This window comes from Tenuifilum sp. 4138str, assembly GCF_041102575.1.
Lineage (GTDB): Bacteria > Bacteroidota > Bacteroidia > Bacteroidales > Tenuifilaceae > Tenuifilum > Tenuifilum osseticum.
Map to the genome: position 1 here is coordinate 209,843 of NZ_JBGCUE010000002.1, position 18,277 is coordinate 228,119.

An 18,277-nucleotide genomic window follows, 5' to 3' on the forward strand; every position below is an offset into this window, starting at 1 on the left:
TTTAGTACTCAATGATTTGTTTCCGCCTATCGAGCGAGGGGTAAAGCTCGTATCGCAAAGCCTGATAGTCGATTAGTTGACCCTCTGAGTTATAAACCGATATAAACTTAAGCATGCCCTTATCGTTGTACTCAAGGGTTGTTCGGCTTAGTAGTTTCCCCGCAGAATCGAACTCCTCCACCGCTGAGCGCAGGTTCTTCTTGTTATACTCGTATTTAAAGCTTTTAGCTTCCTTACGGCCGTCGGCAAAGGTTTTTGTAATAGTTTCAGCCACCTTCCTGCCCAAGGTGTCGTAAGTGGGTTTACAACTTAAATTCACTATGGAGTCAACCGGAATATAGCCCTTTGATACTTTAACCTGACGTAGTATTTCGGTTCCGTAGTTGTCATAAACCGACTTGGTTCGGTAAACCCGCTTCCCTTTGCTGTTGTGGGCATCAACCTGAATAGGTAGTCTGTTTTGGTACTTAAAGCTAAGTGTAACGTAATGAACTGTATCGCCAGGGTTTACCAGGTAAACCTTTTGGGTAGCTACTAGCGAATCGGGTGTATAGGTGAAAAGGCTGTACCTGAAAAGCTTTTCGCTAGCAAATTCATCGGTTCTAACAATTTGTTTCCCCTCATAGGTGTGCCAAATGTAGCGATACACCCCCTGGGTTTCATAATCGCGGAAAAGAATTGTATGGACTCTATCGAGCGAATCCTTAATCTCCTGCTTAATGGCCCGGCTATTAATTGTTCGTTTTCCGTCCTTTATCTCATAGCGGCTGGTTACAATCACACGCCTTACATTCTGCGGTGGACGGTTTTGAGCCTCGGCATTTACAAGGCAAAGCATCAGTAACAGAACAACTAAAGGGGTAACTTTTAGCCTCATAGCAATCAGTTTTTATGTTGCAATTTAACGAAATTTTCCCTGAAAGGTTTTACGCTAAAACTGTTTTGAAAATTATGAGCAGTAAACTACCTATTTGTTACATTTGCAAAAATGTTTGACTAGATGCATGAAGATTTAAGACAACTTGTTGAGCAAGCCTGGGATAACAGGGAACTTCTTAACCAGAAAGAGTACATTCAGGGTATCGAGGCTGTTATTGACTTACTCGATAAGGGGCAAATCCGTGTAGCACAACCCATTGAAAAGGGTTGGCAGGTAAATGAATGGGTCAAGAAAGCGGTACTGATGTACTTTCCCGTACGGAAACTTGAGGTTATGGAGGCAGGGATTCTGCAATTCTACGATAAAATACCCCTTAAACGGGATTTTGCTGCGATTGGTGTACGCGCTGTACCGCATGCCGTAGCCCGCTATGGCAGTTACCTTGCCAAGGGTGTAGTGCTGATGCCCTCGTACGTTAACATTGGGGCATATGTTGATGAAGGGACCATGGTGGATACATGGGCCACCGTGGGCTCCTGCGCTCAAATTGGGAAAGGTGTCCACCTTAGCGGTGGCGTTGGAATTGGCGGGGTTCTTGAACCCGTTCAGGCTGCACCCGTAATAGTTGAGGATGGCTGCTTTATTGGTTCGCGTTGTATCATAGTTGAGGGGGTGCACATTGGCCGGGAAGCTGTACTTGGCGCCAATGTTGTGATAACTCAATCAACAAAAATAATTGATGTGTCGGGCCCTGAGCCTGTTGAATACCGCGGATATGTTCCGGAACGCTCAGTAGTTATACCGGGATCATACACAAAAAAATTCCCAGCCGGCGATTATCAGGTTTCGTGCGCATTAATTATTGGTAAACGCAAGGAATCTACTGACCTAAAAACCTCGCTCAACAACGCCCTCAGGGATTTTGGGGTGAGTGTTTAACACGAGTACCGTGAGTTGCGCTACATGCAAAGAAATTGCTAGAAACATTTTCGTATAAAGAAATTTCGGAAACTTAAATTGATTGACAATTGAAAGGATTTAATAAGGCTTAAGACTAGGAAAAGTTAATAACTTTGTCCTATGAGCCTTGTAAAATATAGTAAAATCAGTGATTATAAAATTAAAAAAGTTCTTCGACATTTTTGCGCCGATGTTGATGCCACAAAAACCGCATACCTATTAGGCATTAACCGGAATACGATAAATCGGCTATACAAGATATTTCGGGAAGCCATATATCGTTCAAGGATTGAGACCCTTCAGGCGATACTGCTCACGAAAGAATTAGAATTTGATGAGGCCTACTTCGGATCTAAGCGCATTCGAGGCAAAGTGGGTATTCATAAAAGGGGGCGGGGAACCTGGAAGCGTCCAGTTTTTGGTGTATTCGAACGCAACGGAGAGGTGTACACCGAACTCATTCCCGACAGCAGCCGCAAATCGCTTCAACAGGTAATCCTCAAACGTGTAAGCCCCGATGCGGTGGTTTACTCCGATGGCTGGAGGGGGTATGATGGGCTGGTTGACGTAGGCTATAGCAAGCACTTCAGGGTCAATAAGTCCAAGCATTTCTCTGACGGGAAAGGCGTTCACATCAATGGCATTGAATCTTTCTGGAGTTTCACCAAAAGGCGATTGTCCAAGTTCAACGGAGTGAAAGCCCACTTTGACCTCCACCTAAAGGAGTGCGAATGGCGATGGAAAAAGTCGGAAGAACAGATGTTCAAAGAACTAGTGCTTTTGTTGAAACGTGAATAACTCAAAAAACGAGTTATTTCCCGTTCCAACAAAACATCATTATCATAATGTTGAAAAATATTTCATAGTCTAGAGCCTTAATAAATTCAAACTTTTAAAGCATGAGAATGATATCCATAAATTATAAACCACTAAAATAACAATGAAATGAAAGGCAGTAAATTAGTTCACTTTTCTTTATTTATCCTTGCAATATTTGTTGTATCAGTTATTTTTACAATCATTGACAACGGCACATATACTTCAGCATTTGAAGCTGGAAAAGCAACTGGACAAACCATGAGACATTTCCTGAAGATTTCATTCACATTGGGCTTAATAGTTTTAATGTATAGACTTTTCAAAAAGAATGCTCACAAATGATTATTCATCGAGAATAAAAACATTGTAACTTATCGAAACGGAAAGTGTTAATTGTTTTTAGAAAGCCAATAGAATTATTACGGACTTTCAGATAAAATGAATGCACGAAAGCACATCAATTGCTAATTTCCATTGGGGTAAGCAGTTAGATAAGTTTGTTTTTTGTATATTTGGCTTTATCTTTACCGTACGACCACAGTGCTGCTCCGAACTCCCCAACGTATCTTAGCAGCAAAACGTTTATATGAATGAGTCGAAATGAGTAGGAATAGTATAATTTGAATGAAGTTGATTACGTTAAATCTTAACTGGGATTTTAATTTTTAAGAAAATTAGTCAGTGAAAAAAGTTGTTTAGATGTTTTCAGTATTTCCGTTGACCAATCTCAGTTTAACAAATCTTAAATGTACTAATTCCGCCTTACCTGAAAGCAGTTTCTTTTAAGTGAAGAAAAGTATTACCTTTGTCGGTTAATTATCATGTAAATACAGTTTTGATGGCAGATATTGATTTTCTTAAGAAAATGGCGGCACAGGTTCGCCGCGATGTTATCCGTATGGTTCATAAACCTGCAAGCGGTCACCCCGGAGGTTCGCTTGGCTGCGCCGATTTCTTTACCGCACTCTACTTTGAGGTGATGAACATCAATCCAAAAAACTTTACCATGGATGGTACCGGTGAGGATGTTTTCTTTTTGTCGAATGGTCACCTATCGGCTGCGTGGTACAGCGTGCTTGCCCGCCGTGGATTTTTTGAGGTTTCAGAGCTATCAACATTCCGATTAATCAACTCACGTTTACAGGGCCACCCCACCACTGCTGAACACTTACCCGGAATTCGCGTGGCTTCGGGATCGTTGGGGCAAGGCCTTTCGGTTGCATGCGGTGCTGCTCTGGCAAAAAAGCTTAATGGCGATAAAAATCTGGTTTACACCCTGCACGGCGATGGCGAGCTGCAGGAGGGTCAGATTTGGGAAGCAGCCCTTTTTGCCGCTGCCAAAAAGATTGATAACCTTATTGCTACTGTTGACTACAACGGAAAACAGATTGACGGCCCGGTTGATGAGGTGGTTACCCTTGGCAACCTAAAGGCTAAATGGGAATCGTTTGGCTGGGAGGTGCTGGAAACCAATGGCAACGACATGGAAAAACTCGTTTCCACCTTTGCTCTTGCTAAGAGCAAAACTGGCCAAGGTAAGCCCATTGTCATACTGATGCGAACCGAAATGGGTATGGGGGTTGATTTTATGATGGGAACGCACAAATGGCATGGCAAGGCCCCCAACGACGAAGAGTTTGCCCGTGCTATGGCACAACTCCCTGAAACAATTGGCGATTTTTAGGCTTTAGTCATTAAAAATAAAAAAGCAAAGCTATGCAGAACATTGCCCTAATTGCGCACGATGCCAAAAAACCTGAACTTGTCAGGTTCCTGAAAGAGCATGAAGACTGGTTACCGGGTGTAAACCTTTTGGCAACCGGTAGAACTGCTGAGTTCCTAGAGGAACAGGGCATTAAATGCCGTCACCTTAGCCCAGGAAAATCGGGCGGGTATAATGAGATTACGGAAATGATTGGTAAAGGTGAAATTGATATAGTGATATTCTTGCGCGACCATAAGGTGGTGCAACCCCACCACGAGGATATCCGCCGTTTGCTGGAAGCATGTAATGTGAACAACATTCCACTTGCTACCAACAAAGCTACAGCTGAACTGGTTATCCTTGGTCTTATCCGTAAGGAATCCATTGAGCGAATGAAACGAAATATCGACTAAAGAACTTTTTCACTTTACTAGAATCAGGTTAACCCTAGCTACAAGGGTAATGGCTTATTAATCAATTTTTACAGTTACAAAGCAAAAGCAAAAAAACATAATGAAATATACTTCGACTGGAAATAAGGACACCCGTTCCGGATTTGGAGCCGGACTACATGAGCTGGGACGCACTAACCCCAACGTGGTAGCGCTATGTGCCGATCTTATTGGATCGCTTAAAATGGACGATTTTATTAAGGAGAATCCCAATCGTTTCTTTCAGGTTGGAATTGCTGAGGCCAACATGATTGGACTTGCAGCCGGATTAACCGTTGGTGGCAAAATTCCATTTGCCGGCACCTTTGCCGCTTTTGCAACCGGCAGGGTTTACGATCAAATTCGCCAGGTTGTAGCCTACTCCAACAAAAACGTTAAGATTTGTGCTTCGCACGCCGGCCTTACGCTGGGCGAAGACGGAGCAACACACCAAATGCTGGAAGATATTGGGATGATGAAAATGCTTCCCAATATGACCGTTATTGTCCCCTGCGACTATAACCAAACCAAAGCCGCAACGCTGGCCATTGCTGACCATGTGGGGCCGGTTTACCTACGATTTGGGCGTCCGGCAGTACCCAACTTCACCCCAGCCGACCAGAAATTTGAAATTGGCAAGGCTCAACTCCTGGTTGAGGGTAGCCATGTTACCATATTTGCCACCGGCCATATGGTTTGGAAAGCCCTTGAGGCAGCCGATATACTTGAGCAAAAGGGTATCTCAGCCGAGGTTATTAATATCCATACCATTAAGCCGCTCGATGAGGAAGCCGTTCTGAAATCCGTTTCCAAAACACGCTGCGTTGTAACTGCCGAGGAGCACATGATGAATGGAGGTCTTGGCGATAGCATAGCACAGCTTTTAGCACGCAAAATGCCCACACCGGTTGAAATGGTTGCCGTTAACGATACCTTTGGCGAGAGTGGCAAACCTGAAGAACTACTGGTGAAATACGGGCTCGATACTCCTAATATCGTTGAAGCTGCTCAAAAGGTATTGGCACGAAAGTAAAATAACCATTTACGAATGGATAACCATACCGATAGCGAGTTACTCGTAATGTTTCGGAATCCCGAAACGAAGCATTACGCTTTTAACTTGCTGGTTAGGAAATATCAGGAACGACTATACTGGCAAGTCCGCAAAATTGTTATTAGCCACGACGATGCCGACGATGTTATTCAAAATACTTTCCTTAAGGTATGGGGCGGGCTGGAGAACTTTCGGGAAGATTCCCAGCTCTTTACCTGGTTATACCGAATTGCCACCAACGAGGCATTAACGTTTCTGAAGAAGAAACGTACAAAATTGCTCCTCCCCATTGTTGATGTGGAACAACAGCTTGCACGAACCCTTGAGGGCGATCCCTTTATTGATGGCGACAGCACAGCACTCAAGTTACAGAAGGCACTCCTTAAACTGCCTGAGAAACAGCGCTTGGTCTTTAATATGAAGTATTTTGAGGAGATGAAGTACGAAGAAATTTCTGAAATCCTTGGCACCTCCGTTGGTGCGCTTAAGGCTTCGTTCCATCATGCAGTTAAAAAAATTGAAAAATTTTTAGAGGAGGATTAAACCTATACCTAAACATACTATCATAGTTTTAGAGAGATATAGCAATAGCGCATTTGGAAGGAGATTGATTATGAAAAGCATGGAGGAAAAATTCAACAAAAAGTTACCCTTTAAGGTACCGGAAGGCTACTTTGATACCCTACCTCTAAGGGTACAGGAGCGCATTGCAGCTACCGAAACACAGCACGAACCAAAAGGCCGTTGGGTAACCCTTAAATCGCAGCTGGCATTTGCTGCCGGATTTGCTTTCATGGCTTTGCTAAGCTATTTGGGTTATTACATGGCTCGCCCACTTATGGCTGATAAAAAGGCCGTTAAAACTGATTACGTTGAAATTGTAAGCCGAACCATTTATGAGTTCGACGATATCGACCTTTACAAGGCCATTGAACAGAAAAAGAAAACCGATAGCCTTAAAGAGGTTTACAACGAAATTCCCCACAGGCTATATGTTAGGAGCAGCAACTGCATAACAATTATTGACGAAAAGAAAGAAATTAAACCATGAGGCAGCTCTTTAGGATACTAATCGTTTTTATATTTATAGCCCTGGGGGCAAAGGCTTTCTCACAAACCGACGATACCGAGAAAGCCCTTAAGGCCGAAAAGGTCGCTTTTTTGACCAAAAAGCTCGATTTAACCCAGGATGAAGCCAAAAAGTTTTGGCCTTTATACGATGAGTACTGGAAGAAAAAGAATAAAATACTTAACGACCGTCGCAAGCTTGCCGATGACTTTATCCAAAACATAAACAACATAACCGATAAGGAAGCTGTTGATTATGCAAATAGATATGTGGAGTCCCAAAAAAGAGAATCGGATCTAATAGCAGAGTATAACAAGCTACTCCTTCAAATACTCCCACCCAAGAAGGTTATGCTTCTGTACCAATCCAACTACGAGTTCAAGAATTACCTGCTTCAAAAAGTTCAGGAAACAAAAAAATAGTTATAAACATCATAAGTTTTTAACTTTTTTTTACATTTGTCGGGTTACATGTTAATTCTTTTGAGGTAATGGTAAACGAGGAGAAAGTGACTGAATTGGTTGATTTGTTTATTCCGGCAACAACTGAAACACCTGAAATTAAATGTGAAAAGAGTTCAGGACGAATAATGATGGTGGGCAACCTGATCCCTAGCGATCCCCAATCATTTCTTGCACCAATACATCGTTGGCTACAGAGCTACGTTACAACCTACACCCCACAAAATATAACCGTTGAGTTCTACCTAACCTTTATTAACGGATGCTCAGAACATCACCTTGGGAAGCTACTGAAGTACCTTGAGGAACTTCACATCAACGGGATGTCCGTTAAGGTTATTTGCCACTACGAGAATGAGGATCTGGACATGAAGGAATGGGGAAAAGATCTAAGTATGGCACTCCGAATCCCCATTGAGTTGGTGGAAATCAACTAAGAAATTAGCATCAGTATAATACGTTACAGCAAAGTTTAACCGCTTTGCTGTTTTTCGTTCCAAAGCGGAAACTGCTTATATTTGCTAAAAAAAATAGAAATGTCAATTAACGAGATTCAGGACGCAATAGTTGAGGAATTCAGCGTTTTCGACGACTGGATGGATCGCTACCAACAGCTCATAGAGTATGGCAAGGACTTGCCGCCTATAGATGAGCGCAAGCGGACAGAACAGTACCTTATACAAGGCTGCCAAAGCAAGGTTTGGCTCGATGCAGAGCTGCGCGATGGAAAAATCTACTTTACTGCCGATAGCGATGCCATAATCACCAAAGGAATTGTTGCGCTGCTAATAAAAGTTCTCTCGGGCCGCACCCCCGATGAGATTCTTAATGCTGAGCTTTACTTTATCGACAAAATTGGCTTGAAGGAAAACCTTTCCCCTACCCGTAGCAACGGACTTGTTGCAATGGTAAAGCAAATGCGTATGTATGCCCTTGCTTTTAAGGCAAAAGCGGAGTGAACCGGTTAAACCTTATGAAACAAAAGCTGTTTCTTATAAAAAAATAGATATGCGCGACGAACTCGAAATTCAAACCGATATTGTCAAAACCCTCAAGGGCATTCACGACCCTGAAATACCGGTTAACATTTACGATTTAGGGTTAATTTACGAGGTTGATGTTGACGATAATCGTAAGGTTACCATAACCATGACTCTTACTGCTCCTAACTGCCCGCTTGCCGATCAGGTAGTTGAAGAGGTTCAGGAAAAGATTTCAAAAATTGATGGGGTAACCGATGTAGAGGTACGCTTAACCTTTGACCCTCCCTGGGATAAAAGCCGTATGAGCGACGAAGCTATGCTGGAACTTGGCTTTCTATAACCATCGGTATAAAATGGAAAAGAAAAGCCAAGGCCGTGCTTACTTTCTGGCATCGTTTGTAGTTCTCTTTTGGGGCACATCGGCCACAGCTTTTAAAATCGGGTTAGGTCATACAGAACCGGTTCATCTGCTTTTTTGGTCATCGCTTTCGGCCAGTGTTATACTGTTTGTTTTTTTAGCATTTCAAAAAAAACTACCGCTATTAAAATTCACCAGCAAAAAGGAGATACTTTACTCGCTTGCCGAATCGGTATTAAATCCTTTCCTATACTACCTTGTGCTTTTTAAGGCCTACAGCCTTTTACCAGCTCAGGTTGCTCAACCCCTAAATTACATTTGGCCAATAGTTCTGGTTGTTTTGGCGGCATTACTACTAAAGCACCCTATTAGGTTTACTGATATAATTGCATTACTAGTCAGCTTAATTGGCGTTGCGTTCATATCGTCGCAAGGCAATATCAATATTTTTGCAAAATCTAATCCGCTGGGAGTTCTACTGGCAGTAGGGAGTTCGGTAATTTGGGCTAGCTTTTGGATTGTCAACATGTACGATAAGCATCGCCCTGAAGAGGTTAAACTGTTTATAAGTTTTGCTTTAGCTACGGTTCTCACCCTGCTTTACATGGCAGCAACAAGGGATTTACCAGTTTTTAATCTGAACGCTTTAGCCGCATCCGTTTACATTGGAGCATTTGAAATGGGCATTACGTTTGTGCTTTGGCTAAAAGCACTTAATAGCGCAACAAACACAGCCCGATTAGGCAATTTTTCGTATCTTGTTCCGTTCGTTGCGTTAGTATTTGTGAGCCTGGTGCTCCGCGAAAAGATAGTATGGACTACTCTAGTAGGCCTTATAGTTATTATTGGTGCCATTGTATTTCAACAACTTTTTTCTAAAAAGGATATTAAAGATGAACCGATTTAAACTAGCAATCCTCCTTTTATTAGGATTAGCAGCATTTACATCGTGCGAGGATGACGAGCAAAAAGTAAATGTTAATAAAGAGGTTTACAACCTCATGAAGGATTGGTACTACTGGTACGACCAGTTGCCCAATGTTGATCCCAACAGCTATCCTGACCCCGTTGAGCTGGTAAAAGCCATCCGGGTTAACCCTCCCGACCGTTGGAGCTACGTTACCACTAAGCAGGAACTTGATGCCTACTATAAACAAGCCGCATATATAGGCTTTGGATTTGGTAGTGCATTTACAGCTGACAATAAGCTAATTATTACATTTGTTTTCAACACATCGCCACTTTATGCTAATGGTATTGGTAGAGGATGGGAAATTGTTAGTATCGATGGGCAAACCCCAACCCCCGATAACTACACCTCACTAATTGGCCCATCGGAGGTTGGTGTTACTAAAACCTTTGTGTTCAAATCGCCCTCAGGGCAAACGACTCAGCATACTTTTAGTAAAGCCCAAATTGAAATGAATACGGTGCTGATGGATAGCGTTTACACCATTAACGGGAAAAAGGTTGGCTACTTTGTTCTGAAAGGGTTTATTGAAAAAACTGCCACTGAGCTTGAAACAGTATTTCAGAAATTTAAAAATGCCGGCGTAAGCGAGCTAATCTGTGACCTGCGCTATAATAACGGCGGCCAGGTAAATGTTTCGCAACTTTTAGGAAATCTTATTGGTGGTAGTATTGCATTTGGTAGGGTTTTTGGGCAGTACATTCATAATAACAAACATTCCGACAAGAATAGTTACCTGTACTTTTCAACCAATCAGTACTCCTTAGAAATTCAACGTGCGGTATTCATTACTACCAGCAGCACGGCATCGGCAAGCGAATTGGTAATAAATGCGCTAAAACCCCATATGGATGTTGTGTTAGTAGGAAGCAAAACACACGGGAAACCGGTTGGAATGTACACATTCCAGTTTAACGATCCAAGTATCGACTGGGCAATTGTACCGGTATGCTTCAGCATAAGGAACTCCAACAATGAGGGCGATTACTACGATGGTATTCCCGTAACCGTTGAAGCTGCCGATGATATATTTACACCTTTTGGAGAGGTTACTGAAAGTAGCCTGAATAGTGCACTCAACTACCTTGGACTTGGAACAAAGGCAGTAACAAAAAGTTATGTAACAGCTCAACCGATAACAGGGAAGGGACTATACGAAGAAATTGGCGCTTGGTAACCCACTAAAATCTTTGGTATGGAAGGAATCCAATTATATCTTTGATTTTTTTCTTTATCCTTTTACCCTTAACTTTTAACCTTTATCCTTTAGCCTTTATCCTTTAGCCTTTATTATATAACCTTTAACCTTTAAATTATGCGTACCATACTCGGTATCGATCCCGGCACAAATGTATTGGGTTATGGTATAATTCGGTGTAGCGGTCGAAATAATGCTAAACTGGTTGTGTTAGGTGTTATTGAACTGTCAAAATACCGCGATCACTACACAAAGCTAAAGGTGATATATGAACGGGTGCAACATCTGGTTGATGAATACAAGCCTAATGAGGTAGCCATTGAGGCTCCCTTTTACGGCAAGAATGTTCAAAGCATGCTAAAGCTTGGACGGGCACAGGGAGTAGCCATGGCTGCTGTTCTTTCGCGCTCAATACCCATATATGAGTACGCTCCGCGTAAAATCAAAATGGCCATTACGGGTGTGGGTAGTGCATCCAAAGAGCAGGTGGCGGCTATGCTTAAAAATATACTTGGCGAAAAAGCTTTTGATAGTGAATACCTTGATGCAACCGATGGTTTAGCAGCTGCGGTTTGTCACTTTTTCCAAGGTGAACAGAACGAAACCGAAAGCAGAGTCTCCAGCTGGGAGGAATTTATTAGAAAAAATCCGGGACGAGTTAAAGACAAATAGTAAAAGACCCCGAAAAAATCGGGGTCTTTTTTTCTGTACTCAAATTTTATATGGTTCTACCCGGGTATTGCTTTAGTGCAACCTCCAAGCATTCCATGGCATTGCGGAGATCATCAACATTAAGCACGTAAGCTATACGCACCTCGTTCTTCCCAAGACCTGGGGTTGAGTAAAATCCGGTTGCAGGAGCAAGCATTACCGTTTGGTTTTTATGCTCAAAATGTTCAAGCAGCCACTGTGCAAACTTATCGCTATCGTCAATTGGTAAGCGAACAACTGTGTAGAAAGCACCTTTAGGCTTTGGACAGTATACGCCATCCATCTTGTTTAGCGCCTCTACCATAAAGTTGCGTCGCTTGATGTACTCATCGTAAACCTCCTTGAAATACTCGGTTGGAGTATTAAGTGCTGCTTCGGCAGCAATTTGACCGAACGATGGGGGCGAAAGACGTGCCTGAGCAAACTTCATGGCAGCAGCAATAACCTCTTTGTTGCGGGTAATAAGTGCACCTATTCGAACTCCGCACATGCTGTAGCGCTTTGAAACCGAATCCATTAGGACAACATTGTTCTCAAGCCCCTTAAGCATCATGGCAGAGTAATGAGTAATGCCATCATAGCAGAATTCACGGTAAACCTCATCGGAGAAAAGGTAAAGGTCGTGTTTCTTTACAATGGTTGCAAGCTGCTCCAGCTCTTCCCTTGAGTAGAGGTAACCCGTTGGATTATTGGGGTTGCAAATTACAATACCTTTAGTCCTAGGGGTAATAAGCTTCTCAAACTCCTCAACGGGGGGTAGCGCAAAATCGTTCTCTATCCTGGAAACAATTGGTTTAACAACTACGCCTGCCTGAACGGCAAATCCGTTGTAGTTGGCATAGAAAGGTTCAGGTATAATAACCTCATCGCCCGGATTCAAACAGGTCATGAAGGCAATGGTAATGGCCTCCGACCCCCCGGTGGTAATAATCATATCGTTGTGGGTGATATCGATGCCTAAACCTTGATAATACTTGGCAAGCCCTCTCCTATAGCTTTCAATACCTGCCGAATGGCTATACTCAATAACCTTCAAATCGGTACTCTTAACAGCATCGAGTGCTACCTGTGGGGTGGGTATGTCGGGTTGGCCGATGTTTAGATGGTAAACTTTTCGCCCCTTACGTTTTGCTTCCTCTGCATAGGGTACCAGCTTACGAATGGGCGAAGCTGGCATGGCTAATCCTTTTTCCGAAATCTTTGGCATGGTTAACTATTTTTGGTTTTCCTTTTGATAATTATCGCTATGACTTGGTTTAATTTCACCCTTTATGATTAGTAGGATTGGCTCAGGACTTGAATTGGTAAACACCCTGATGCTTTTCCTAAAAGTTCCCGTAATTGAAGTATTGTACTTTACGGTGATTGAACCCTTTTCATTTGGTTTTATGGGCTCCCGGGGCCACTCAGTTGCAGTGCACCCACATGACGCTGCCACATTAGTAAGTATTAATGGCTTTGAGCCGTTGTTTGTAAACTCAAATACGCGTTCGCCGTTGGAATTCTGTGAAATTGATCCGTAGTCAATTTCAGTAGTGGTAAAGCGGATTGAAGGGTTTGCAGCAGCACTGTCTAAAACATTTTGGGCCCAGCCCCATAATGAGGTTGAGCCCAAAAGTATTGCAAAAAATATTTTTTTCATTGCAAAAGCAATGTTTTTAAAAGGCGTAACTTACTTTACGCTATCTGTTTGTTCAGTTGGCATTGGGAAGTTTGGTAGAGCGCTGGGTTGAGTTTCCTTTACCTTGGACTCAATAGCCGATTTTTGTTCAACCTCAGGCTTTGGCATGGTGATGGTTGCCAGAAAGCTGAGTACTACTAGTGCAATGGCCAATGTCCATGTAGCTTTTTCAAGAAAATCGGCAGTGCGGCGTACACCCATTATCTGGTTCGATCCGGCAAAGTTTGATGCCAACCCTCCCCCTTTGGGGTTCTGGGCTAAAACGATAAGTATCAGTAAAATTGATACTATCACTACAAATGTCATTATAAATGTAAACATCGCTTATGGTAATTTATAGTTTAACTATCCTTGTTGTTGCTTTTTAAGCTTTTGAATTTGATCGGCAAAGTAACTACTTTTTTCTGGATATTTCAAACGTAATTTCTCATAAACCGAAATAGCTTTATCAATATACCCCTGGAGGGCATAAATCTCAGCAAGTGTTTCCGTTGCAAGTTCGTCGGGCTCAATAACGGAATTTACGGAGATATCTACAACCTCACCGGTGTCGGAACCCCTTTGCGGAGTAGCAGGACGCGGAATTGTAGGTTGCTCAGCAATAAACTTCTCAATTAAATCAACCGGCTCAATACCTGACTCATTGCCATTTTCAATAAGTTCAAGAATGTCAGTATCATCGGTTTGCAAGGGCTTGCTTTCAGTAATAATGGTTTTTGTTGGCTGTTCCCCGCTCTCAAGTAACTCAAGGGTGCTATTGGTGTCGTCTGTTTTCTTACGCGGCCGTCCACGCTTTTTGGGCGTTTTGGGCAAAGTTTCGGGAGCGGGTTTAACCTCATCCTTTACCTCTGAAATAGGATTAACGTTAACTGCTTCAACCCTATCATCGGCTTGAATGTTTGTGCTGGTGTTTTGCAGATTCGAGATTAGCATTGCAAAATATCGGCGGTCAGGGATAAAAAGGGCATGCTTGGGCAGCTCGATTTTGAAATGTTCAGCATTGGAAATGAACATTTGCTGGAGTAATGCTGAACGCGCAGCGTTAAAGTAAGGGTACCTGTTTACCAGCTCAACCAGCTCGTTTGTGTTGATTTGTTCTCGTTTACTACCCTTTTCCAGTAGGCTGAATAAACTTTGCTTGTCCATGGCTTACCAGTTTGATGCCGCTGCATTAAAAATATCGTCGATTAGCTTTTCAACTATCTCCTGAACCAGCGCCTGCTCCACCTGGGAGAAATTCTGGCTGCTACTAAATACAGCGTATTGCGAAAATGTTTTGTCAAAACTTTGTTTTGGGTCAATGGCGTTTACAAATTTCACCTTAACAGCAATGGTTAGCCGGTTTTGAGCAGCAATCTCATTGCCCTGAATAGCCGTTGGCGAAACATCGTAGGTTACAATCTGGCCGGAAAAGGCAAAATCGCCAAAATCGGCAACCGGTGTTAAACGGGTTTGGGTTAAAAATCTATTTTTTAACTCCTCGGTAATATAGTTGGCCAAGGTTGGGTTTACAATGCTTGCAAGGTTCTGGAAGAGCTGAACGCTATATGTTTTGGCCTCAGGGGGTATTGATGCCCCAGTAAAGCTATAGCTCACCTTGCAGCTATTCTGCGAGATCAATGTGAATACTAAAATTAGCGGTATAATGAACTTTTTCTTGGACATAATCAAAGGTTAATATTGTACTCCTTAATTTTTCGGTAAAGCGTGCGTTCTGAAATTCCCAACTCCATGGCAGCCCATTTTCGTCGACCATTATGCTTTTCAAGTGCCTTAACTATCAACTCCTTCTCCTTTTCCTCCAACGAGAGGGTTTCCTCCTGAATTTCCTCAGTATCCTGAATATCATTTAAATCCTTAACAAACGACTTTGTTTCCGTACCACGAGCAGGTGCCGATGAGATAATTGGATCGACATGCGTAACGCCTAAATCCTGAAATACAGGCGATGAACGAACGTGCTCAGGCGAAACCACGCCGTTGCGCATGAGATCGAACACAAGCTTCTTCAGCTCATTCATGTCGCTGCGCATGTCGTAAAGTATCTTGTAGAGTATTTCCCGCTCTGTGGCAAAGGTTTGCTCATCAACAACACCCTTTTTGTGGTAAAGGGTTGGCAGGCGCGAAGCGTTATAATCAGGAAGATAACGTAAAAGCGTTTCAGAATCGATTACCCTTTTCTGCTCAATTATCGAAATTTGCTCTGTTACATTCTTGAGCTGGCGGACATTTCCTGGCCAGTAGTATGAAATTAGAACCTTACGAGCCTCATCGTCGAGTGCAATTGCTGGCATCCGATACTTTTCAGCAAAATCGGTTGCAAACTTGCGGAAAAGCAAAGGAATATCCTCTTGCCTCTCGCGTAATGGCGGAATAAAAATGGGCACCGTATTCAAGCGGTAATATAAGTCCTCGCGGAACTTGTTTTCAGCTATTGCATCAACAAGATTTACGTTAGTTGCGGCAACTACACGCACGTTGGTCTTTTGAACCTTTGAAGAGCCTACACGAATGAACTCGCCTGTTTCCAAAACCCTAAGAAGTCGAACCTGCGTGGATAAGGGCAATTCACCAACTTCATCGAGAAAAATGGTGCCGCCATCGGCAACCTCAAAGTAGCCCTTACGGCTATCGGTTGCACCAGTAAAAGCGCCCTTTTCGTGTCCAAATAGCTCCGAATCGATTGTACCCTCGGGAATGGCACCGCAGTTAACCGCAATATATGCTCCGTGCTTGCGAGCGCTGTAGCCATGAATGATTTGCGGAAAAACCTCCTTTCCGGTACCGCTCTCGCCGGTAATAAGTACCGATAGGTCAGTAGGGGCAACCTGCCGGGCTATATCAATTGCCCTATTCAAAGCCGGCGAGTTACCAATTATTCCAAACCGTTGCTTAATACTTTGGACTTCCATTTTTACTTGTTAACTGACAAAATTACATATTTTTCATGAGCTCTGCCACACAATGGCGAGATTTTATGTGAAAGTTTGTTGGGTTTCACTAAATATGGCATAAACTAAAGCGGATAGCCCCAATGCCTTAACCTTTTACTGTCAACCCATTGGGATAATGATTGGTTCGACTCCCTGAACCGCGATTCAATCCATTTATGAACCTCTCTATCAAACTTAAACCTAGGAAAACTAAAGTGCCTATCAATGGCAAGGGTTATTAGTCTTGAATACCTGTATAAACAGGGAATATTAAGAAAATACTGCTTATAAGGAGTATTGCCAAGTGTAAACCGGTTAAGGAAACGTTGCTTTTGCAATGCCAGCCACGAGTAACGCATGTTTACTCTTTTGTATGAGAGATTTTCCGGGAACTCAAGCTGCAACCTGCTGCAAAAATGAGCAGTGAACCGCTCGGGGTTTTCAGCAAAATCCTCGTAGAGAAAAACATGAACCTTATCCTTCCCAAAAAGTGCGATGTAATGCTCTATCAGCTTACTATAATCAAAGAGTTTTGGGTTAAAAAGATGGTAGGCCATAAATGGCTTGTTGAACATCGGTTTAATCCCCAAAAAACGTGAAGGAGAGTATGTACCCCCGGCCATTATGTAATGGCTATAGGCTGACTCAAGCGCTGTATGTTGGTTTCGTATAAAAACAATCACCTGCGAATCGGGCAAAACCTTGTGGAGCCTTTCCGACATTAGCTTGGCAAACTCTCCATTTCCAAAACCGATATCCAACCCCCCAACAAGAATCTCATCGCAAATCACAACCCTTTTGCTGCCAGAGTCAGGAGCTAACCACCCTTTGAATTGGTCAGGCGAAAAGGAGAAAACATCAGTAAAAACAAACCTGTTAAAAACATCAGTTCTTTTTAAAAAATAAATATCTGTTAATTTGGAGTAAAACTCCTCCTGGAACCATTTGGTTGCAGTTTTTGGGTAACCAATATGTAAAATTGAGGCGGTCATAGGTAATAGCCAAAGTTTTCCAGCACCTGTTTATCGAAATAGCTTGTAAGCTCACGATTATGCTGGCTGTAAAAATTTTTGATATACTCCAAATCTTTTTTGCTCAGAAAATCATCCTCGTTCAGGTATCGTCCGAAAACGGGCATTGGGTTAAGGTACTTAATAACCCCACGGCCAACGGTTGTCATACCTGGTATGTGACATATAAATCGTTTACGACCCACCGGTTTCTTGTAAAAATGATTGACCATCTTAATTAGGGGCATACAAAAACGCCTTAAACCCCTGTTGGTGGGTGTGTAGCTAATGCTATCCCAATCAACCACAAAACCAAATTCCTGGCAAAATTTTTCCATGAATTTCCTGTTGTTCATCTTAAAATCCTCATACAGGAAAACCTTTACCTGATTGCTGCCAAATAGCTTAATATAATGCTCAATAAGCTTACTATAAATCAGATGTTCAAAGCTGAAAACCTCGCCTGAATACAACCAACGCTTAAAGCTATATGTCCCGCCGTTTTTAATATACTGCTGGTATGCCGATGGAATAAGCGATTGCTGACGGCGTATAAATATTATAATAGTAGCATCAGGAAATGTTTCTTTTAATTTATGGGAAATTCCATATGAAAAATACCCATAATTAAAACCAGAGTTTATTGCAGTTGAAAAAAACTCAGAGCTTACTAAAAGGTTAGCACCTTTATTCTTAAAAAACTCATCTCGAACTCTTTCGGAATTGTAAGCAAAGCAACTGGAATTATAGATTAATCGATTGGCTTCGCGCCATGATACATAATGGTAATTGAGAATTTTTGGAAAAAAAATGTCCTGCAACCAGGTGGTGGCTGTTTTCGGATAACCTATATGAATTAATATGCTTGTCACCTTAAAATGTTTTTTTATGTAAATATAGTCTTACTGCTATTACAATATATGTTTCTTTACGTATAAATATTGATTTAATTCCTATTTTTGAAATAGTTTTGTAACCTAATTCTGTTTTTTTATTATCAATCATTTATTTATACTTATTGGCTTAATTTTTGCTTAAGAAATAAAAAAATAAA

The 18,277-nt window shown here is 42.2% G+C and carries 24 protein-coding genes; 15 read left to right on the forward strand and 9 right to left on the reverse strand.

All coding sequences use genetic code 11. The annotated features are described in order from the left end of the window. Nucleotide 1: 1 nt before the first annotated feature. Entirely contained in the window at nucleotides 2-877 is an 876-nt protein-coding gene (locus tag AB6811_RS02780) for a hypothetical protein (RefSeq protein WP_369488824.1), read from the reverse strand. Between the two features lie 123 nt (nucleotides 878-1,000). On the opposite strand from AB6811_RS02780, the gene AB6811_RS02785 reads away from it, so the two are divergent. The 15 genes from AB6811_RS02785 (at nucleotide 1,001) to ruvC (ending at nucleotide 11,560) form a co-directional block, all read left to right on the forward strand. Continuing rightward, a complete protein-coding gene (locus AB6811_RS02785) occupies nucleotides 1,001-1,819 on the forward strand; it encodes a 2,3,4,5-tetrahydropyridine-2,6-dicarboxylate N-succinyltransferase (RefSeq protein ID WP_369488826.1) in 819 nt (272 codons plus the stop codon). Between the two features lie 141 nt (nucleotides 1,820-1,960). Continuing rightward, complete coding sequence (locus AB6811_RS02790; protein ID WP_369488828.1) at nucleotides 1,961-2,638, forward strand: IS1595 family transposase; 678 nt, start codon at nucleotides 1,961-1,963, stop codon at nucleotides 2,636-2,638. A 147-nt stretch (nucleotides 2,639-2,785) separates the two neighbouring features. Continuing rightward, nucleotides 2,786-3,001: a hypothetical protein gene (locus AB6811_RS02795; RefSeq protein WP_369488830.1), complete on the forward strand. Its 216-nt coding sequence runs from the start codon at nucleotides 2,786-2,788 to the stop codon at nucleotides 2,999-3,001. 496 nt (nucleotides 3,002-3,497) lie between these two features. Further along, the gene (locus AB6811_RS02800; RefSeq protein WP_369488832.1) at nucleotides 3,498-4,343 is read left to right on the forward strand and encodes a transketolase; all 846 of its coding nucleotides are present in this window, start codon (nucleotides 3,498-3,500) and stop codon (nucleotides 4,341-4,343) included. Between the two features lie 32 nt (nucleotides 4,344-4,375). Continuing rightward, complete coding sequence (locus tag AB6811_RS02805) at nucleotides 4,376-4,777, forward strand: methylglyoxal synthase (protein ID WP_369488834.1); 402 nt, start codon at nucleotides 4,376-4,378, stop codon at nucleotides 4,775-4,777. A gap of 100 nt (nucleotides 4,778-4,877) precedes the next feature. Beyond that, nucleotides 4,878-5,828: a transketolase family protein gene (locus AB6811_RS02810; protein ID WP_369488836.1), complete on the forward strand. Its 951-nt coding sequence runs from the start codon at nucleotides 4,878-4,880 to the stop codon at nucleotides 5,826-5,828. A gap of 15 nt (nucleotides 5,829-5,843) precedes the next feature. Next, entirely contained in the window at nucleotides 5,844-6,392 is a 549-nt protein-coding gene (locus tag AB6811_RS02815; protein ID WP_369488837.1) for an RNA polymerase sigma factor, read from the forward strand. A gap of 70 nt (nucleotides 6,393-6,462) precedes the next feature. Then, entirely contained in the window at nucleotides 6,463-6,900 is a 438-nt protein-coding gene (locus AB6811_RS02820) for a hypothetical protein (protein WP_369488839.1), read from the forward strand. After that, nucleotides 6,897-7,340 (forward strand): hypothetical protein, encoded by a 444-nt coding sequence (locus tag AB6811_RS02825; protein ID WP_369488841.1) that lies wholly within the window; start codon nucleotides 6,897-6,899, stop codon nucleotides 7,338-7,340. Before AB6811_RS02820 ends, AB6811_RS02825 begins: the two co-directional genes overlap by 4 nt. Nucleotides 7,341-7,408: 68 nt before the next feature. Further along, a complete protein-coding gene (locus AB6811_RS02830; protein WP_369488843.1) occupies nucleotides 7,409-7,816 on the forward strand; it encodes a SiaC family regulatory phosphoprotein in 408 nt (135 codons plus the stop codon). A 99-nt stretch (nucleotides 7,817-7,915) separates the two neighbouring features. Then, nucleotides 7,916-8,338: a SufE family protein gene (locus AB6811_RS02835; protein ID WP_369488844.1), complete on the forward strand. Its 423-nt coding sequence runs from the start codon at nucleotides 7,916-7,918 to the stop codon at nucleotides 8,336-8,338. A 49-nt stretch (nucleotides 8,339-8,387) separates the two neighbouring features. Further along, on the forward strand, nucleotides 8,388-8,702 hold the full coding sequence (locus tag AB6811_RS02840; protein ID WP_369488846.1) for an SUF system Fe-S cluster assembly protein: 315 nt from the start codon (nucleotides 8,388-8,390) through the stop codon (nucleotides 8,700-8,702). A gap of 13 nt (nucleotides 8,703-8,715) precedes the next feature. Continuing rightward, a complete protein-coding gene (locus AB6811_RS02845) occupies nucleotides 8,716-9,627 on the forward strand; it encodes a DMT family transporter (protein ID WP_369488849.1) in 912 nt (303 codons plus the stop codon). Further along, the gene (locus AB6811_RS02850) at nucleotides 9,614-10,867 is read left to right on the forward strand and encodes a S41 family peptidase (RefSeq protein WP_369488851.1); all 1,254 of its coding nucleotides are present in this window, start codon (nucleotides 9,614-9,616) and stop codon (nucleotides 10,865-10,867) included. Before AB6811_RS02845 ends, AB6811_RS02850 begins: the two co-directional genes overlap by 14 nt. Before the next feature lie 138 nt (nucleotides 10,868-11,005). Further along, nucleotides 11,006-11,560, forward strand: coding sequence for a crossover junction endodeoxyribonuclease RuvC (gene ruvC, locus AB6811_RS02855; RefSeq protein ID WP_369488853.1), 555 nt, complete (start codon nucleotides 11,006-11,008; stop codon nucleotides 11,558-11,560). A 46-nt stretch (nucleotides 11,561-11,606) separates the two neighbouring features. Here ruvC and AB6811_RS02860 read toward each other — a convergent pair whose 3' ends face one another. The 8 genes from AB6811_RS02860 to AB6811_RS02895 form a co-directional block, all read right to left on the reverse strand. Next, nucleotides 11,607-12,806: a pyridoxal phosphate-dependent aminotransferase gene (locus tag AB6811_RS02860; RefSeq protein WP_369488855.1), complete on the reverse strand. Its 1,200-nt coding sequence runs from the start codon at nucleotides 12,804-12,806 to the stop codon at nucleotides 11,607-11,609. Nucleotides 12,807-12,812: 6 nt separating this feature from the next. After that, entirely contained in the window at nucleotides 12,813-13,241 is a 429-nt protein-coding gene (locus AB6811_RS02865; RefSeq protein ID WP_369488857.1) for a DUF1573 domain-containing protein, read from the reverse strand. A gap of 30 nt (nucleotides 13,242-13,271) precedes the next feature. Continuing rightward, entirely contained in the window at nucleotides 13,272-13,601 is a 330-nt protein-coding gene (secG, locus tag AB6811_RS02870) for a preprotein translocase subunit SecG (RefSeq protein ID WP_369488859.1), read from the reverse strand. Nucleotides 13,602-13,625: 24 nt separating this feature from the next. Continuing rightward, nucleotides 13,626-14,426 (reverse strand): DUF8458 domain-containing protein, encoded by an 801-nt coding sequence (locus AB6811_RS02875; protein WP_369488861.1) that lies wholly within the window; start codon nucleotides 14,424-14,426, stop codon nucleotides 13,626-13,628. A gap of 3 nt (nucleotides 14,427-14,429) precedes the next feature. Further along, nucleotides 14,430-14,945 carry an LptE family protein gene (locus AB6811_RS02880; protein ID WP_369488863.1) on the reverse strand — a complete coding sequence of 172 codons (516 nt, stop codon included), beginning with the start codon at nucleotides 14,943-14,945 and terminating at the stop codon, nucleotides 14,430-14,432. Between the two features lie 2 nt (nucleotides 14,946-14,947). Then, the gene (locus AB6811_RS02885) at nucleotides 14,948-16,192 is read right to left on the reverse strand and encodes a sigma-54 interaction domain-containing protein (protein ID WP_369488864.1); all 1,245 of its coding nucleotides are present in this window, start codon (nucleotides 16,190-16,192) and stop codon (nucleotides 14,948-14,950) included. Nucleotides 16,193-16,296: 104 nt separating this feature from the next. Next, on the reverse strand, nucleotides 16,297-17,205 hold the full coding sequence (locus AB6811_RS02890) for a sulfotransferase (protein WP_369488866.1): 909 nt from the start codon (nucleotides 17,203-17,205) through the stop codon (nucleotides 16,297-16,299). Beyond that, nucleotides 17,202-18,095, reverse strand: coding sequence for a hypothetical protein (locus AB6811_RS02895; RefSeq protein WP_369488868.1), 894 nt, complete (start codon nucleotides 18,093-18,095; stop codon nucleotides 17,202-17,204). Before AB6811_RS02895 ends, AB6811_RS02890 begins: the two co-directional genes overlap by 4 nt. Nucleotides 18,096-18,277 lie beyond the last annotated feature (182 nt).